Below are 17168 nucleotides of genomic sequence, written 5' to 3'. Positions count from 1 at the left end.
TCGCTGGTTTTGTGCTGAAATAGGCCCGCGAAGGGATATGTCCGGGTGTATTCGGAGGCACCCGGGTATATTCGCGAGCGTCCAAGAGAAGTGTCCCTCCGCCCTTTGATTCTATACAGGTTGCGGTTATCCTTCCTGGGATGATCATAAATTGTTATGTTTTGGCGAGATTTTACCCGAGCCCGGCTTGCCTGGGGTTTGGGCCTATAGCGCGGCGGGCTAAATGGATATACTAAGTTCTGCCGGGCGCAAGACCGGCACGCGCCTCTGCTCCACCCGGCAAGCGTGCAAACGCGCGCCAGGACAATTACTGCGTAATCACATGAGTAATCACAGGAGTAATAAAAGTATGAACCGTAGGAACGATGGGCGTAAAGAGCGCAAGCATGGCATGGGGGGGCCACTGTGGAGACCGTCGCGCCTTCTATATGTGATCGCCTTCGCAGGCGTTATCATCCTCATTCTGGCTCCCATCATGGCCTGCCTCACGCCGCTCCCCGGGCAGACCCTGGTCAGCACCTTTTACGACATCCACGGCAGGGTGATCACGACCACGGCGACGGCCAACAGGGTAGAGATACCCCTATCCCAGATGCCCCAAGACCTGCAAAACGCCGTAATCGCCATCGAGGATTCCAGATTTTACAAACACTTCGGTATTGACCCCTTCGGCATCATGCGGGCGATCGTCGAAAACATCCGGGCCCGCAGGATCGTCGCCGGCGGGAGCACCATAACGCAGCAGCTCGCAAAGAACATGTTCCTCCCGCCTGAGCGCACGCTCGGGAGGAAGATAAGGGAGTTCTTTCTCACGTTTTACCTGGAGATGAAGTTCTCTAAACCGGAGATTTTGAGGCGCTACCTCAACCTGATCTACCTCGGCCACGGGGCCTACGGGGTCGAGGCGGGCGCGCGGGTCTACTTCGGGAAGAGCGCCAGGGACCTCACGCTCGCCGAGAGCGCGCTTCTCGCGGGCCTCATCAAGGGTCCATACTATTACTCACCCTACATAAATATGCAAGCCGCCCTCGAGAGGCGAGCCGCAGTATTAAACAGGATGCAGGAGCTCGGCTATATCACAAGGGATGAAGCCATGAAGGCCGATTCCCAGCCGGTCAAGCTCGCGGGGCTCCAGCGCCGGGAGTACCGTGCCGCTCCTTACTTCATTGACTATGTAACCGACCAGCTCTTGAGGCGCCACAGCAACGACGGCAACCTCCTCCACGCCGGGGGGCTGAAGATATACACCACGCTCGACCTCGAAGTCCAAAGGGCGGCCGAGGAAGCATTCGCGGCGGGCCTCGATGCCGTCACGCCTTCACAGCCGCGGGGCGGGGGCAAGTACAGCAAGCCGCCGGCCCTTCTCCAGCCCCAGGGGGCGCTCGTGGCCATTGACCCCGCAACGGGTTACGTAAACGCTCTAATCGGGGGGAGAAGCTTCAGCGCAACCGAGTTCAATCGCGCCATCCACGCCAGGCGGCAGCCAGGGTCAGCTTTCAAACCCTTCATCTACGCTGCAGCCATCGACAACGGCTATACAGCCGCCTGGCCATTCATGTGCGAGCCGATCTACATCCCCACTGGCCGGACGCTCTACAGCCCCACGGACTATGGCCCGGCCAAATACCATTACAGGGTGCTATCCCTCAGGGATGCCCTGGTCGTATCGTGTAATGTCGTATCGGTGAAGCTGATATCCGAGATAGGGCCGGATTTCGCGGCCCGGTACGCGAGGGCGATGGGCATCGAGAGCTACCTCGGCCCCAACCTCTCGCTCGTCCTCGGAACATCCGAGGTCTCACCGCTCGAGATGGCCATAGGCTTCGCACCCCTGGCAAACGGCGGGTTCCGGGTTCACCCGATCTTCGTGACGCAGGTAAAAGATAAAAGAGGGAGAATAATAGAGCTAAACAGGGCACGCAAAAGGCGCGTCCTCGACCCCAGGACCGCATATATCGTGACGGATATACTTAAAGGGGTCTTAAGGCCCGGCGGCACCGCGGAGACCGTGGCGGATATCGTCACGTGGCCCGCCGCCGGGAAGACCGGCTCAACAAACCTCTTCACTGATGCCTGGTTTGTAGGGTATACGCCAGACCTCGTCACCTGCGTATATGTAGCCAACGACGACCCGGCAAAGCCTCTCGGCAAGTCCGGGGGCGTGGCCTGCGCTCCGATATGGGCCAATTTCATGAAAAGGGTCCTTGACGGCAGGCCGCAGGAGGATTTCCCTCGCCCGCCCGGCATAAAATCTATCGTGGTATGTGGCGAATCGGGGATGCTGCCGACCCAGTACTGCCCCTGGACGAAAACGGAGATTTTCAGGGCCGACATGCAGCCAACCCAGAGATGCACATGGCACTCGCCCCAGCCTCCATGGTCGAGCTCGAGTAAAGGAAAAGGTAAAGGCAATGATAATGGCAATACAGCCACTATGGACGATTTGGGCCATTAGGCCATATAGATTTATATAGGCCATATAAAACGGCTCCACAGGGAATAATTTTAAAAAGCCTGTTTCCCGCTGGTGGTATGCATAAAAAGGACCCTGCTGCTAGAAGTTAAGTAACGACAAGGAAAACAGTAAAACAGAAAAACGGTAGTCGAATGATAGTGAAACGTAGTAGAACGACGAAATAAAGGAGCGCAGGTCATGTCAGAGCTAAGAAAGGACCCAACCTCCAATTCCTGGGTTGTTATAGCCAGCGAACGAGGCAAGCGGCCCCATGACTTTAAAATCCCTCCCGTCGAGAAAAAGGCCACTACATGTCCTTTTTGTTATGGTAATGAGCCTCAAACCCCGCCGGAGATCCTGGCCCTGGGTCGCGAGACAGGGGGGCCTAATGAGCCAGGCTGGAAGGTCCGGGTTGTCCCCAACAAATTTCCCGCCCTGAGCCCCCATGCAGCCGGCCACAACGCAGGTCCCGGGGTCGAACCCGAACACGGCGAGCTATACGTCCATTCCCCGGGCGTCGGCGCCCATGAGGTCTTGATCGAGTCGCCGGACCATGACGGGACGTTCGGGACCCATTCCCAGGAACAGATGGAGGCCATACTCAAGGCTGTAGTCCTGCGGTTTATGGAGCTCCACCGGGATGACAGGCTCAAATATCCCCAGTTTTTCAAGAATAGCGGGAGGATAGCTGGGGCATCCCTCGAGCACACCCATTGCCAGCTCATAGCCACGCCATCGATCCCCGCGGTGGTCAAGGAGGAGCTCAATGCGACGCGCGAGTCCTGGGAGGCGCGGGGAAGGTGCGTATTCTGCACCATGATGGAGGAGGAGCTGGCACGAGAGAGGCGCATTGTGGCGGAAACCGCGCATTCCCTGGTATTCTGCCCCTATGCTTCACGGTTTCCCTATGAAACCTGGATAGTCCCCAAAAAGCATATAGCCAGATTCGAAGAGACTCCGGGTGAAATAATCAAGGACATCGCCTATGCCCTGCGCACCACCTTCGCAAAACTGGAAAAGGCATTCACCTTCCTACCCTACAATCTCGTCCTTCACACAGCTCCGTGGGGCGAGATGAATGACGAGAGCAATAACAGAAACGATGGCGGAAACCGTGGCGCGCATGAAACGCATGAAACCTCGTATAAGACATACTTTCACTGGCATATTGAGATCCTTCCCAGGTTAACGATCATCGCCGGGTTTGAACTGGGGACAGGTTATTACATCAATCCGACGGCGCCCGAGCTCGCAGCCCCAACGATAAGAGAGGTCCAGGTTTAGGCCCGGATCAATGTACCCGGATTAATATCCAGATCAATATACCAGATCAATATAAGATGAAACGGGTTGTTAAAAGATTCTGAAGCCGAGGTGAATAATGGCATGCTAAAACATCAGGAATTTGAGGAGACATATAAAATACTTATCGTATCCTCCGAGGCGTCACCATTCGCAAAAACAGGGGGGCTTGCAGATGTAGCAGGGTCCCTTCCCAAGGCCCTCGCCATGCTGGGGAATGATGTAAGGGTGGTGTTGCCCCGCTACCGCGGGATAAACAACGTCACAACAATAGCAGACTTCCCTGTATGGGTTGACTGGAGGAAATGCACTGCAATCTTACGCCAATCCCAGATCAGCGCCAAGCTGGACGGGATTGAGAAGCTTATTCCCGTATACTTGATCGACAACTACCAGTATTTTGACCGGGACCGGCTTTACGGTTTCTTCGACGAGGCCGAGCGCTTCAGCTTCTTCTCAAGGGCCGTGCTGGAGATGTTGAAGGTTATAAACTTCCAGCCAGATATCATTCATTGTAATGACTGGCAGACCGGGCCCATCCCCTCACTCCTCAGGGACCAATACAGCAAGGATCCCTTCTACGCCCAGATCGCCACCTTGTTTACCATTCACAACCTCCAGTACCAGGGCAACTTCCCGAAGGATTGCCTCAAGCTCCTCGGTCTCGACGACAGCTATTTCCGCCCCGAACTCCTGGAGTTTTATGGCGACATCAGCTTCATGAAGGCGGGAATCCTGTATGCCGACGTCGTAAACACCGTGAGCAAGACATATGCCCAGGAGATACAAACGCCTGAGCGAGGCGAACGCATGGATGGAGTCCTCCGGACCAGGGCCAAGGACCTCTACGGCATCGTGAACGGCATTAATTACCATGAGTTCAATCCGGAAACAGATCCGAGAATCTACCGGAATTACGGGCTCAATAACCTCGGCGAGAAAAAGGAGAACAAATACGAGCTTCAAAAGGAGATGGGCCTTCCAGTCTCGGACGTCCCGGTTATCGGGATCGTCTCGCGCCTCGTGGCCCAGAAAGGGCTTGACCTCATCTCAGAGGCCCTCGATGCCATCGTGGCGTCGGGCGTCCAGCTCGTCATTCTGGGGACCGGAGAGGACTACTACGAAAACCTCCTCCGCGATGCCCAGGCCAGACATCCTGACCGGGTCGGGATCTATGTAGGGTTTAATGCGCTCCTAGCCCAGCGAATCTACGCCGGGAGTGATATGTATTTGATGCCGTCGCTCTTTGAACCGTGCGGCCTGGGGCAGCTCATAAGCCTGAGATATGGGACTATACCAATCGTGAGAGCGACCGGCGGGCTCGCCGATACAATAAAGGACTATGATCCTCGAACGGAAACCGGGAACGGCTTCACGTTCAAGGATTACTCTTCCCGACAGCTGCTCCTGGCGCTCAAGAAGGCCCTGGATGTATACAGGCAGCCCGAGCGCTGGCTGCGCCTGATGCAGTCTGCCATGAGGTCTGATTTCTCGTGGAATAGGTCCGCCGTGGAGTATATGGGGGTCTACATGGCTGCGCGAAGCAAACATGGCGTGGTCGCGGCGGCAACCGCGTAGCTGGCGCGTCAATCGCGCGAGCCGCCCCCTCCTGCTCGACTAACCGATATCTCCATATCTCTGCTGGCTGCGGCCTCGGGTGTAGTTGGGGCGACGTAGATGGGCCTAGCAAGGATAGAATCGTAAGCGCTCCACCTCGCCCCGGCCGCAAGCGCACTCTGGGTGATCTGGGCAAACCTGGCCGATTGTGCGTCGAGGTTGTCGGCATAGTGAAGCACGCACGCCTCAATGAATTTCGGACGCCTCGGGGATCCAAACTCATACTCGCCGTGGTGGCTCAGGATCATGTGACGGAGGCGCATAGCGAGCTCCGGTGGGAATCCTTCAATCGTGCGAATTCTATCAACGAGCATCATTTCGCCGAGGACTATATGGCCTATGAGCCTGCCCTCGTCGGTTATATCTATAAGGCCATCGTACCTGTATTCCCATATCTTTCCAATGTCGTGCAGGATCGCGCCTGCTACAAGGAGGTCGCGGTCTATAATGGGATAGAGCTTGGTCATGGTAAGGCAGATGTCAAGAACATTTGTGGTATGTTCGATGAGGCCGCCGATGTAAGCGTGGTGGATGGATTTGGCTGCGGGCGCTGTAGTAAATAGATCGACCCACTCGTCGTCCTCCAAGAAGCTGAACAAAACGCTCCAGATAAACGGGTCGCGCGAAGACGCGGCAGCCTCGCGAATCCTGGCCAGCAGGGTGTTTATATCCTTCCTCGTGCGCGGCAGGAATTCCACCAGGTTGTAAAGGGATCGCTCGCACCTCCTGAGGACGTGGACATTGACCTGGAGGCTCCCCCTGTAGGTTTTCACCTGCCCCTCGATCCATACGATGTCTCCGTCCTCAAATGCGGAATACAGGTCTTCGCCGTTGCACCAGGCAACCGCCCTGATCTCTCCAGTCCTGTCGGCGAGGGTTAAAAGCAAGAAACGCCCGGGCTTCGTCGAAAAATCCCCCAGCTGCTTGTCCTTTGCCATAAACGGCCCCCGGACGACCTGGCCGAACCTGAGGTCGATAACGCACGTTCTCTCCGGTATCTTATTTGGTGCCCTCTCCAACATCCTAGACTCTGCTGCTGACTTATCCTTGTCCGTATCTATCCCGGACCGATCAATACTGCCTATATTGCTCCCATTATTCCTACCCTCTATGTCCTCGGTTGCGCTCACAATAGCCCCTCCCCCGGCACCAGACGTTGGTAGACGCTGGCGCTGGCCCCAAAACGCCAGCCCCAAGTGGCCAATTGGTCACCAATTGGTGACCATACCCAATATGGCCCGGGCTTAAAACATGAGGCATAAGACACCTTGTCCCCAGCCTTAATATGCCACATCTACCTAATTTCTACGCAGAGAGAAGGATTCCTGCCAAAATAGGAAAACATGAGGAGGATGAGAACGATTCGCCTGCAAGCATTTCCCTGCAATCACCGCTCAGCTGCAGCTACCTGCAACTATTACACGCACCCCGCTCTCCTGGAGCTTTGACACGACCTCCGCCGGAGCGGCCTTGTCGGTTATCACGACATTAGCCCGCTCTATGGGCGCAAATTGCACGAGGGCCAACCGGTCGAGCTTGCTTGAATCAACAAGGAGGATAACCTCAGAGGCGTTATTGACCATCAACTCCTTTATCCTGCCCTCGTAGGGGTTAGCCTCCGTAAGGCCGTGTTGAATCGAGACGCCCTTGGCAGATATAAACGCCTTGTTGGCCCTGAGTTTCGCGAGATTGCTTTCGGCGGCCGGCCCCACAAAGGAATAAGATGTCCTGCGCAGGGAACCGCCCGTGGAGGTGATGGCGACATTAGGCCTCGAGGCAAGCTCCTCGATCACAGGCAGGGCGTTGGTTATGACGCTTATCTCCATGTCCTCTGGGATAACCTTTGAGAGCTGAAGGACTGTGCTTGATGCGTCCATCATCACTGTATCCCCGAGCTGTATAAATTGGAGCGCAGCCTCTGCAATGGCCTGCTTCTCGGGGAGCCGGCGCGTCTCGCGGTCCGCGAAGGTATACTCCTTCGCTGTCCTGGCGCTTATAGTGGCGCCGCCGTATACCTTTTCCAGGAGGCCCTGCCTTCTCAGGGCCCTGAAGTCCCGCCGGATGGTCTCCCTTGATACGGAGAATTCCCGCGCCAGCTCGTCGACGGTAACAAATCCCCGCTGCTCCAGTATATCTATAATCGCCAGGCGCCTGGCCGATCCAAGCATGATAGCAATCACCCCAAGAAATAATGCTCCCTGATCCATGGGCCCCATTCACGGGCGCCTCAAGGAATACAAAAACGCTACTATAATACTACAACAAAGTGACTGAACTAACAAGAACCTCCTAGCTTTCTCCTAGCTTTCTGGCTTTCAGGCCTTTACACCGAGCCTTGCGTAGTTCCCCGCAGGCCCATAAACGCCAGTAGACCTGTAAAGCCCGTAGACCTTGGGTGTTGACAAAGTCGCTTTAAGGTAGCACAATTATGAATGGAATTCCACCGAATTCAATACAACTACAGGAGGCCCGGGAGTTGAGCATTAGACTCGTCGCTATCGATTTAGACTATACCCTCCTCAATGAGAAGTTGGAGATACCGGATGTAGCACGGGACGCCATACAGGCCGCTGTCAAGCGCGGCACGACGATAACCCTGGCGAGCGGGAGGATGTACAGGTCCACCGTGCGATTCGCCGAGGAACTCGGCCTCGACGCGCCGCTGATCACGTATAACGGCGCCATGACCAAATCATCCCGCTCAAGGCAGCTCTATCACCACCTGCCCGTTCCAATCGACCTGGCCCTGGGCGTTGTAGAGTACGCCCAGCAAGAGGATATCCACATCAATGTTTACCTCGACGATAACCTCTATGTTAAAGAGCTCTCGCCCGAGGCGACCGGCTATGCCACGCGATCCGGCGTCGAGGCGATACCCGTAGGGGATCTAACAAGGTTCCTCCAGGCCGACCCAACCAAGCTCCTATTCGTTGCCGACGAAAAGGTCATAAATAAGCACATACCCATCGTCAAGGAGAGATTTGGCGAGCAATTGAATGTAGTGCGGTCGATGCCCATTTACATAGAGGTAACGAATAAAGGCGTATCCAAGGGAACGGCCCTGAAAGCCCTGGCCGCGCAACTCGGCATCTCCAGGGAGGAGGTCCTCGCCATAGGTGATAGCGAGAACGACCTGGATATGATCAAATACGCGGGGACAGGGGTAGCTGTAGCCAACGCCCTTGATATCGTGAAGGATGAAGCCAATTATGTAACATCCCACCCGAACGGGCGCGGCGTGGCCGAAGCCTTCGATAAGTTTGTCCTTCATTAAAAATTTGTCAAATTTGTCCCTGAAGCCTGCTAATTCATGGTTGAGCCCCAGCGCATATGCGTCGCTGGGGCTTATTATATTATTATATAGAATAGATAGATATAGATCTGTTACACTCCTGTATATCTCTTGTATCTGTCTGTTGTATCTTTATCTTGAATCTCGTATCTGCATACGCGAATGAAGTGTATCTGCCAGTATATCCGGCGGCAATGCTATTTCAGATACTGCCTCCAGTGGGCCACGCTCTCCTTTAAATCGGATATGAGCTGGTCCTCATTCGTGCCGAGCGAATGGAATATCTCCAGGATGAGGTAGTTCTCCTTTGAACCCGAGGCATCGATCGCATCTATCACCTTTTGGGCGTCCACGATCCCGCGATCATTGTACTTGGCCGTGAAGGGCCAGTGATGGCTCGCGCTCGCGTCGGTCTGCTGGATGTGGATGACCGGTGACACCTGCGCAAATTCCCTCAACCATTGATACGGGTCGCCGTCGTCGGGGCTATATGGGTAACCCCTGTGGCAGGCGTGCCCCACGTCGACCGTAAGATAGATCGGCACCGCTGCCCCCTCGTTTACGCGCTCATAAAGCTCGTGAGCCTCGCGGATGGTATGCGGGGTTTCGTTGGGTGTGTACATCTGCTCCCAGAGGATGAATTTCTGCCCGGCATCATGGGCGACCCTCGAGAGATACCTGAAGCTCTCTAAGAGGTTATCTATCATGAACTTCCGCCGCTCGGGATCGCTCCAGTCCTTATACGCTATTGTATCGAAATGCCCACCGATGCCGTCGACACCCATGTAGCTCGCCGTCTCAATGGCCCCCACGCACCAGCGCAACCCCTGGGCCCTCGCCTCGAGATCCGGGTGGGATAGCAAATTCAAACAATGGGGGATCAATCCCGTATAGTAAACCACTATAGTCAGCCCCAGGTCCTCGGCAATTCTCTTGATCTCCCTGGCCGTCCGGACCCTGGTGGATTCCGGTGTAAGTATGGGGTCCAGCAGGTCCGAACAAAACTCGACATAGTCCAGGTTTAGATCCTCCCTCACTATCCTCATCCAATCCTTGGGATCGGGCCATCTCTTACGCGCAAAACATGCATCTATTCCAAGCTTTAAATCCGCCAATTTCTATTCCTCCTCCGTTGCTGGCTAACTCCTAACGCATCTCCTGACCCCCTGTGACGTTTATGGCCTGGCCCGTCATATAATCCGATTCCTTCGAGGCCAGGAAAACGACCACGTTTGCAACATCCTCGATCGTGCAGCCCCTACCCAGCGGCACCTTTTCGATATACTTCTCCCGCACCTTCTCGGGAGGTATGCCGAGTTTCCTAGAGTACTCAACGTCGAGCTGGTCCCACAGGGGGGTCTCAAAGACGTTACCCGGGCAAACGGCGTTGACGTTTATCCCAAAGGGCGCAAGGTCCAGCGCCACGCTCTGGACCAGGCCGATAATGCCGAATTTCGATGCGCAGTAACCAGCATTCCATAGGCTGCCCTTTTTCCCGGACTTCGAGCTCATACTGATGATCTTGCCTGAGCGCTGCTTTATCATCTGCTTTGCAACTTCCCTCATGCACAGGAAGTTGCCCTTGAGATTCACCCTTATGATGGCATCCCAGGCCTCCTCGGGGAAATCGGTGATGGGGAAGGACTTGAGGATACCTGCATTGCTTACCAAGATATCTATCCTGCCGAATTCGGCAACCGCCCGGTCGACCATGGCCGCAACCTGCGCGGCATCCCCCACATCAACCTTGACCGCTATCGCCCGCCTGTCCAGGGCCCTTATCTCCTCCACCACCGTGCTCGCTGTGGCCTCATTGAGGTCGGCGACCACAACATGACACCCTTCCCGCGCGAGGCGCAGGGCGAGCCCTCTTCCAATGCCCTGGCCGGCACCGGTCACAAGTGCTATCTTATCTTCGAGACGTCTTTCCATAGTCCGGAGCTCACCCTCCCCATGAGAATAACATGAGAATAATCAGTGGATTTTACTATTGCCAAGGATTTATGACCATCTTGAGCCCTTCGGCTTTTTGCGCCGTCGCGATGGCCTCAACGATCCTGTCCAGAGGGAATGTCGCGGTTATGAATCTAGAGGCGTCGACCCTCTTTGTGGCGATGATGCTCAACGCCTGTTTATACTGGCTCGGATACGAAGCGAAGGCCCCATGGACCGATACTTCCTTGTAGTGAATGATATTGCTGTTGAAGTTGATGTATGGATTGTCCTTTGGCAAGCCACCAAAGAAGCTTATTCTCCCCTGGGTCGCAACCACCTTGAGCGCATCCTCCTGGGCCTTACCTGAGGAGCACGCTACGATAACGACATTCACCCCGGCTCCATCTGTCTCCTCGGCAACAACCTTCTCGAGGCTCTCCTGTGTGGGGTTGATCAGCCTGTCGATGCCGAAACCCCTGGCTATGTCAAGGCGCTCCACCGACACATCCGACATCATGACCTTGGTCGCGCCCTTGGCCCTGGCGAGCTCAGCGTGCATGCAGCCTATAGGACCCGCGCCTATTATCAGGACCGAATCAGCAAGGCTTATATTCAAATATGATTGCCCGTTTATTACGCATGATAGAGGCTCCACGAGGGATGCCTCGTTGAATGGGAGGTTATCAGGTATCTTCATAATGTTTCCGGCCCTGACCCCCTCCTCGGGCATGACCATGTACTGGGCAAAACCGCCGGGGTAGTGGTAGCCAATAGCTTTGAAATCGATGCACAGATTTGGCGAGCCTTTCTGGCAAAAGGCACACCTGCCGCAAGGTATGGAGGTTACGACGATGACGTGGTCGCCTTCCCTCAGATCCTTGACACTTGAACCAACCTCGTCGACAATGCCCGCGATCTCGTGGCCTATAATCTGAGGGGGCTTGACGTTATGGTGGCCGTGATTGTATATCCTTATGTCCGTCCCGCAGATCGCGCAGGCCATCACCTTGATGCGGACCTCGCCCGGGCCGCACCTGGGTGTCTCCACCTCGCGAACCTCCATCCTACGGGGCTCCATGAATACCGCTGCCTTCATGGTTGAATGCACTCCTCTCCCGGTTGATTACGCGCCTGTGCGCCTATGCGACGTGCTATGTAACGTGCTACGCGACGTGCCGTCTTCGAATGAATCCGGGGGGTGGTTATGGATTATTGGTTTTGGGTTTCGGTTATGCCTGGTGGTTATGCCTGGTGCGGCTGTCTCAAGAGCTGAGTCCTGTATTTCTCGGCGCCGAGGTTTTTGATCTCCTCCACATCCGCCTCGGTGAAGACCCGGGGCTCGCCGAGGATCCTGGATAACACGAATATCTTCGCACCCTCCTCGAGGACCACAGCCCGGTAGAACGCCTCCTTGAGGTTTGCCCCCACCGTAACCGCCCCATGATTTGACATGAGGATCGCATTGTGATCCACGATCTTCCCCTCGACTGCATCGGCGAGCTGAGGGCTGGATGGGACTACATAGCCCAGCATCCCCACTTTCCCAACATACGCCGCAAAATCGGGGAACATCGCCTCGAGCCTGCCGGTGGTGCTGGCTACGGCTATGCCGTAAGGCGGATGGATATGTACAACCGCGCTCACGTCCTGACGGGACCGGTAGCAGGCAAGGTGCATCAGCACCTCGGACGAGGGCCTCGTCTTCTCATTGCTGTCAACGACCTCGCCACTGGCAATATCCACCCCTACGTAATCCCCAGGCTCGACATCATCAAAGGCATAGCCGCTCGGGGATATATACATCACATCGCCGGCCTTCGCGCTGATATTCCCGCCCGGCCCGACTACGAGGCCGCTCTCGATTATCTTCCTGCCATATTTCCAAAGCTCGGACCGGACAACCTTTACCATATCCTCCTGGGACCCACTGACCATCTTTGTAGCCATGCTTGCGCCTCCATTCTTCTAACAACTCGCTACTTGGACCGTTCCTCCACCACCCTCTCAAGGTAACCGCTCTCAGCGAACGCCTTGAGCGGGTCGAGCGGGACGCCGAGCTCAGCCCGGACCATCCTCAATAGCGGCTCCACATCCGTATTGAACGCGTCTACGAGCACGCGCTCCGCGCCTATTATGTCACCCTCCCGCTGGGCCCTGACCAGAGCCTTGCGGTCAATCAAGAGCGCCTTCGCGTACGCCCTCTGAAGGTTCATCACCGTCTGGATCATCGCCGGTATCTTAGGCTTCACGTTATGGCTCTGGTCGATCATGTAATCCACATCGAGCCTGCCGCCAGCCTCGCCCTCCGCCCGGGCCAGTTCGTTGAATATGAGGAAGAGCTCGTACGGGTCGTTGGAGCCTGCTGTCAGGTCATCGTCCGCGTACTTCTTGCTATTGAAATGGAAGCCTCCGAGCCTGCCCTCGTCGATAAGAAACGCGACGATATGCTGGATGTTGGTGCCCAGCGGGTGATGGCCCAGGTCCACCAGGGTCTTAGCCTTCGGACCCAGCTTCATGGCGGTTATCGTCGCCATCCCCCAGTCGGCAAGATCGGTGTGATAAAACCCCGGCTCAAAGAACTTGTACTCCAGGAGCATCTTCATATCCTCATCAAGGCTCTGGTAGACCTCCTCCAGGCATTCCGTCATCCACTTCTTCCTGTCGCGGAAGTCCCCTTGCCCGGGGTAATTCGTCCCATCCGCCAGCCATATGCTCAGCGTCTTGGACCCGACGGTCCTCATTATATCCACACATTCAAGCATGTGGGCGACGGCCTTCTTCCGGACCCCTGTATCCGGGTGCGTTATGCTGCCAAGCATATAATCATCATCCTGAAAGAGGTTCGGGTTGATCGCCCCAATCTTGACTCCCAGGTCCTCGGCGTAACGTTTGAGCGCAGCATAATCATCAACCTTATCCCAGGGAATGTGAAGCGCAACAGTGGGGGTAACGCCGGTAAGCCTCTGAACCTCGGCCGCATCCTGGAGCTTCTCGTAGACATTGCGTGCAGCCCCGGGCTTCTTGAACACGTAGAATCGGGTGCCGCTGTCGCCATAGCCCCACGAGGGGGTTTCGAGGTGTTGCCTCTTCAGGCGCTCCTTGGCCTCATCAAGGTCTATATCCACGCCGCTCCCTGCCAGCCTGGACTTGAGGTACTCATACTCCTGCTCGACATTCCGGTGATCAACGCTCTGGTGACCGGCACTTCGGTGATCGCGATCCATGCGTCCTCCCTCCTTGTCCATCCCATCTGGTCTCGACTTATGGTCTTGACTTTAGTTCCGTTTCGACGTCCCTTTCCCTCTTTCCTTCTTTCTTTTCCTTTCTCGATATTTCAATTTCTCCACTTGAACTCCTGTTGAATCCTATCCTGCCTGGAGAATGGACACATTCTCCCATACTTACAAATGGGAACTTTACGACGGGAGAGTTAAGACAGTTATGACAAGGAAAAGAAAGACAGTAAAGAAAACGTGGTTGGAGATACTAAATGCGGCCTTCAACGATTTGATTCTACAATCCTTATTCTGATTCGACTCTAATTCAACAAACCTAGTTGACTGATCCCGAATTGATCCTGATCTAGCGATCCTGATTCAATATTAATATTCAATGAACAACATTCAATGAGCAACGATCCTGATTCCAGCTTGTAAGCCCCCCATAAACTCCGCCGGGTTTGCTAGCCTAATCCTAATCATAGCAGTGTTTACTACTCATGTCAAGGTGTTGTAGCAATCTAAGCGGGACCCCGTCAAAGTTCCTGTCCGAGTTCCTAGTTCCTATCCAACCGCGGCTGGAGAGATTTTGCCGTTCTTCATCTTGCAATAAAGGTTGCAATAAAGGGCGGTTGCGTATACTCACCACACCCAGCGATGGGGTATATACGCGCAACCGCCCTTGGTAACCAGCCCTGTAGCCATTTCCGCCTTCCCGCTAGGTCAGGGCCCATAAGTATGTTCCCTGAAATTCACGCCATGTTAGCTAACAGCCACCTCTGGCAGCTCGGCAAGGGCCTTTTCGATGAGCTCGCTCGGATGCTCATAGTCCTCCAGCTTGCCCGCGAAGTAGGAATCATAGGCGCCCAGGTCGAGCAGCCCGTGCCCACTGAGGTTGAAGAGGATCGTCTTCGCCTCGCCTGCTTCCTTGCACCTCGCCGCCTCTTCGACCACGGCTTTTATGGCGTGTGAGGACTCAGGGGCGGGAATTATCCCCTCGGACTTCGCAAACAGGCACGCTGCCTCAAACACGCCCACCTGGCCGTAGGCCTGCGCCTCGATCAAACCATCTCGATAAAGCTGGCTCACGAGCGGGGACGCACCGTGGTACCTCAGCCCCCCGGCATGAATCCCCGCGGGCACGAAGGAATGGCCGAGCGTGTACATGGGCATGAGCGGCGTGAATCCTGCTGTATCGCCGTAATCGTACGCATAAATGCCCTTTGTCAAGGTCGGGCACGCCGTCGGCTCCACGGCGATTACCCGAATGTCCTTGCCATTGATTTTGTCCTGGAGGAACGGGAAGCTGAGGCCGGCGAAGTTGCTCCCGCCACCCACGCATCCGATTACAATGTCGGGGTAATCGTCCACCTTCGCCATCTGAGCCTTCGCTTCAAGTCCGATCACAGTCTGATGAAGGAGGACATGGTTGAGCACGCTTCCGAGGGAGTAATTCGTATCATCATGGGATGCCGCGTCCTCAACGGCCTCGCTTATTGCGATCCCCAGGCTGCCCGGCGAATCAGGCGCCTCGGCGCGAATCCGGCGGCCCGTCATGGTCCGGTCGCTCGGGCTCGCGACGACATCAGCTCCGTAAGCGCGAATCATGGACTTGCGGTAGGGCTTCTGCTCAAAGCTCACCTTCACCATATAGACCGTGCACTCGAGGCCAAAGAAGTTACAGGCGAGTGCAAGTGCGGTCCCCCACTGCCCCGCTCCCGTCTCTGTTGAGAGCCGCTTGATGCCATCCTTTTTGTTATAATATGCCTGCGGCACCGCGGTGTTGGGCTTATGGCTCCCTGCGGGGCTCGCTCCCTCATGTTTGTAATATATCCTGGCGGGCGTCCCGAGGGCCTTCTCAAGGCGGTGAGCCCTGAACATCGGCGTCGGTCTCCAGAGAGCATAGACCTCAAGGACCTCCTCGGGGATGTCGATCCACCGCTGGTCGCTAACCTCCTGCTCGATCAGGGACATGGGGAATATCGGCGAAAGATCCTCAGGCGCTGCTGGTTTCATTGTCTTGGGGTTGAGAGGCGGCCCGGGCCTCGTCGGCATGTCGGCTACAATATTGTACCATTTCCTTGGTATCTCCTTCTCCTCGAGTAGTATCTTCGTCTGCTCCATTTCTTATCTCTCCCTTCTTTTCCCTTCCATCTTCAGATTCATCTTCATCTTCATTTTTATCACCGCTTATCTTTCGCTTATCTCTATTTTAGCGCTTTCCCTTCTCATATTCGTACCTTCACCTTCCCCTTTATATTCGCACCTTAATTTGTATAAAAAACAAAAGACCCGCGTCCTTCAAGGGACGAGGGTCTCATGATACCCCGCGGTGCCACCCAAATTAGCCAGCCTATACGGCGGTGCTGCCTGCCATACTGTAACTACTCCGCCATAACTACTCCGTCATTAGCGCTGGCTCAGCTCTCAAAAGGCACGGGCCACACCACTTCTTGACCTCAATAATCGCTTAGGAATAACCGCTCATGGCCATACCATCTAAAGCTCATTACCATCAAAGCTGCATAACGAAGCCATATGACGCGGCAGGCCAGGCCACACAAAAAGTCAGAGATGCAACCGATGCCCTCTCTTTTTAACGGTAGAGCCCCGTCAGGTCCTACTCCGGAAGAAACATGAGCGCAGCCTCAGAGATTCGAAAAGCCGCACAGCACCAACATGCCCGTTTCGGTCTGAAGCTCGCAAGTCCATTCAACGCGTGCGCAGCGCCGGGCTTCCACCTGCCCCCGGCTCTCTCCAGCCCGCCTCTCGCGCCTACTCGTCCTGGTCATTGCCTTTAGATTGCATTATTAGCTTTATGTACGTTTTCCCGCTTGTTAGTGTTAATAGTAGCATATCTTCGTAAAGAGGTCAATGATTTTCTCGCGCGGAGGATAGAGGTGAATGTTCATATTCCTCTACGGACGATGCCCACGTCCTCGCTATAATCGTAGTATTAGCCATCTACTGTTGTTCATATTCCTCTACGGACGATGCCCACCCGGAGGCTTTTGCGCGGTATCACGTTGAGCATAAGTTCATATTCCTCTACGGACGATGCCCACGGACGCACTATGACGCACCTATGGCCCCGGCTGAAAGTTCATATTCCTCTACGGACGATGCCCACACATTCTGGCACTGCTTCAAGGCACGCCGCCAGGAAGTTCATATTCCTCTACGGACGATGCCCACTATTGCGAGGAGGTTTTACAATGACAGCCACAATCAAGTTCATATTCCTCTACGGACGATGCCCACGCTCTCCGTTGATCCTTATGGAATAGCCATCTTAAGTTCATATTCCTCTACGGACGATGCCCACGTCTATATCTTGATTCTGCTCCAG

13 protein-coding genes and 1 CRISPR repeat array (1 of these 14 only partly in view) are annotated in these 17168 nt (G+C 55.2%); of the genes, 4 read left to right on the top strand and 9 right to left on the bottom strand.

Annotated elements, in window-relative coordinates; all coding sequences use genetic code 11:
* The first annotated feature begins 349 nt into the window (after nucleotides 1-349).
* The 3 genes from HPY71_08185 to glgA all read left to right on the top strand — a co-directional run bounded on the left by HPY71_08185 (nucleotide 350) and on the right by glgA (nucleotide 5335).
* Nucleotides 350-2455, top strand: coding sequence for a PBP1A family penicillin-binding protein (locus HPY71_08185; GenBank protein ID NPV53489.1), 2106 nt, complete (start codon nucleotides 350-352; stop codon nucleotides 2453-2455).
* Nucleotides 2456-2653: 198 nt separating this feature from the next.
* Nucleotides 2654-3739 (top strand): galactose-1-phosphate uridylyltransferase, encoded by a 1086-nt coding sequence (gene galT, locus HPY71_08180; GenBank protein ID NPV53488.1) that lies wholly within the window; start codon nucleotides 2654-2656, stop codon nucleotides 3737-3739.
* 102 nt (nucleotides 3740-3841) lie between these two features.
* Nucleotides 3842-5335, top strand: a complete 1494-nt coding sequence (gene glgA, locus HPY71_08175; GenBank protein NPV53487.1) for a glycogen synthase GlgA — start codon at nucleotides 3842-3844, stop codon at nucleotides 5333-5335.
* An 8-nt stretch (nucleotides 5336-5343) separates the two neighbouring features.
* Here glgA and HPY71_08170 read toward each other — a convergent pair whose 3' ends face one another.
* A complete protein-coding gene (locus tag HPY71_08170) occupies nucleotides 5344-6504 on the bottom strand; it encodes an HD domain-containing protein (protein NPV53486.1) in 1161 nt (386 codons plus the stop codon).
* A gap of 264 nt (nucleotides 6505-6768) precedes the next feature.
* Entirely contained in the window at nucleotides 6769-7554 is a 786-nt protein-coding gene (locus HPY71_08165; GenBank protein ID NPV53485.1) for a DeoR/GlpR transcriptional regulator, read from the bottom strand.
* A 296-nt stretch (nucleotides 7555-7850) separates the two neighbouring features.
* Between HPY71_08165 and HPY71_08160 the strand changes: the two genes are divergently transcribed.
* Nucleotides 7851-8648, top strand: coding sequence for an HAD family phosphatase (locus HPY71_08160; protein NPV53484.1), 798 nt, complete (start codon nucleotides 7851-7853; stop codon nucleotides 8646-8648).
* A gap of 215 nt (nucleotides 8649-8863) precedes the next feature.
* Here HPY71_08160 and HPY71_08155 read toward each other — a convergent pair whose 3' ends face one another.
* The 7 genes from HPY71_08155 to HPY71_08125 form a co-directional block, all read right to left on the bottom strand.
* On the bottom strand, nucleotides 8864-9781 hold the full coding sequence (locus HPY71_08155) for a TIM barrel protein (GenBank protein ID NPV53483.1): 918 nt from the start codon (nucleotides 9779-9781) through the stop codon (nucleotides 8864-8866).
* 31 nt (nucleotides 9782-9812) lie between these two features.
* Entirely contained in the window at nucleotides 9813-10598 is a 786-nt protein-coding gene (srlD, locus tag HPY71_08150; protein NPV53482.1) for a sorbitol-6-phosphate dehydrogenase, read from the bottom strand.
* A gap of 55 nt (nucleotides 10599-10653) precedes the next feature.
* Nucleotides 10654-11697: an alcohol dehydrogenase catalytic domain-containing protein gene (locus tag HPY71_08145; GenBank protein NPV53481.1), complete on the bottom strand. Its 1044-nt coding sequence runs from the start codon at nucleotides 11695-11697 to the stop codon at nucleotides 10654-10656.
* Nucleotides 11698-11843: 146 nt separating this feature from the next.
* Nucleotides 11844-12512: a class II aldolase/adducin family protein gene (locus HPY71_08140; GenBank protein ID NPV53480.1), complete on the bottom strand. Its 669-nt coding sequence runs from the start codon at nucleotides 12510-12512 to the stop codon at nucleotides 11844-11846.
* 65 nt (nucleotides 12513-12577) lie between these two features.
* On the bottom strand, nucleotides 12578-13825 hold the full coding sequence (gene rhaI, locus HPY71_08135; GenBank protein NPV53479.1) for an L-rhamnose isomerase: 1248 nt from the start codon (nucleotides 13823-13825) through the stop codon (nucleotides 12578-12580).
* A gap of 756 nt (nucleotides 13826-14581) precedes the next feature.
* Nucleotides 14582-15943 (bottom strand): TrpB-like pyridoxal phosphate-dependent enzyme, encoded by a 1362-nt coding sequence (locus tag HPY71_08130; GenBank protein NPV53478.1) that lies wholly within the window; start codon nucleotides 15941-15943, stop codon nucleotides 14582-14584.
* A 524-nt stretch (nucleotides 15944-16467) separates the two neighbouring features.
* The gene (locus HPY71_08125; GenBank protein NPV53477.1) at nucleotides 16468-16611 is read right to left on the bottom strand and encodes a hypothetical protein; all 144 of its coding nucleotides are present in this window, start codon (nucleotides 16609-16611) and stop codon (nucleotides 16468-16470) included.
* Between the two features lie 114 nt (nucleotides 16612-16725).
* A CRISPR array of direct repeats spans nucleotides 16726-17168; the repeat unit is 29 nt; unit sequence GTTCATATTCCTCTACGGACGATGCCCAC (it continues 1224 nt past the right edge of the window).

The organism is Bacillota bacterium (assembly GCA_013178125.1).
Lineage (GTDB): Bacteria > Bacillota > SHA-98 > Ch115 > JABLXJ01 > JABLXL01.
This window is presented reverse-complemented; position numbering and strand designations above follow the sequence as displayed.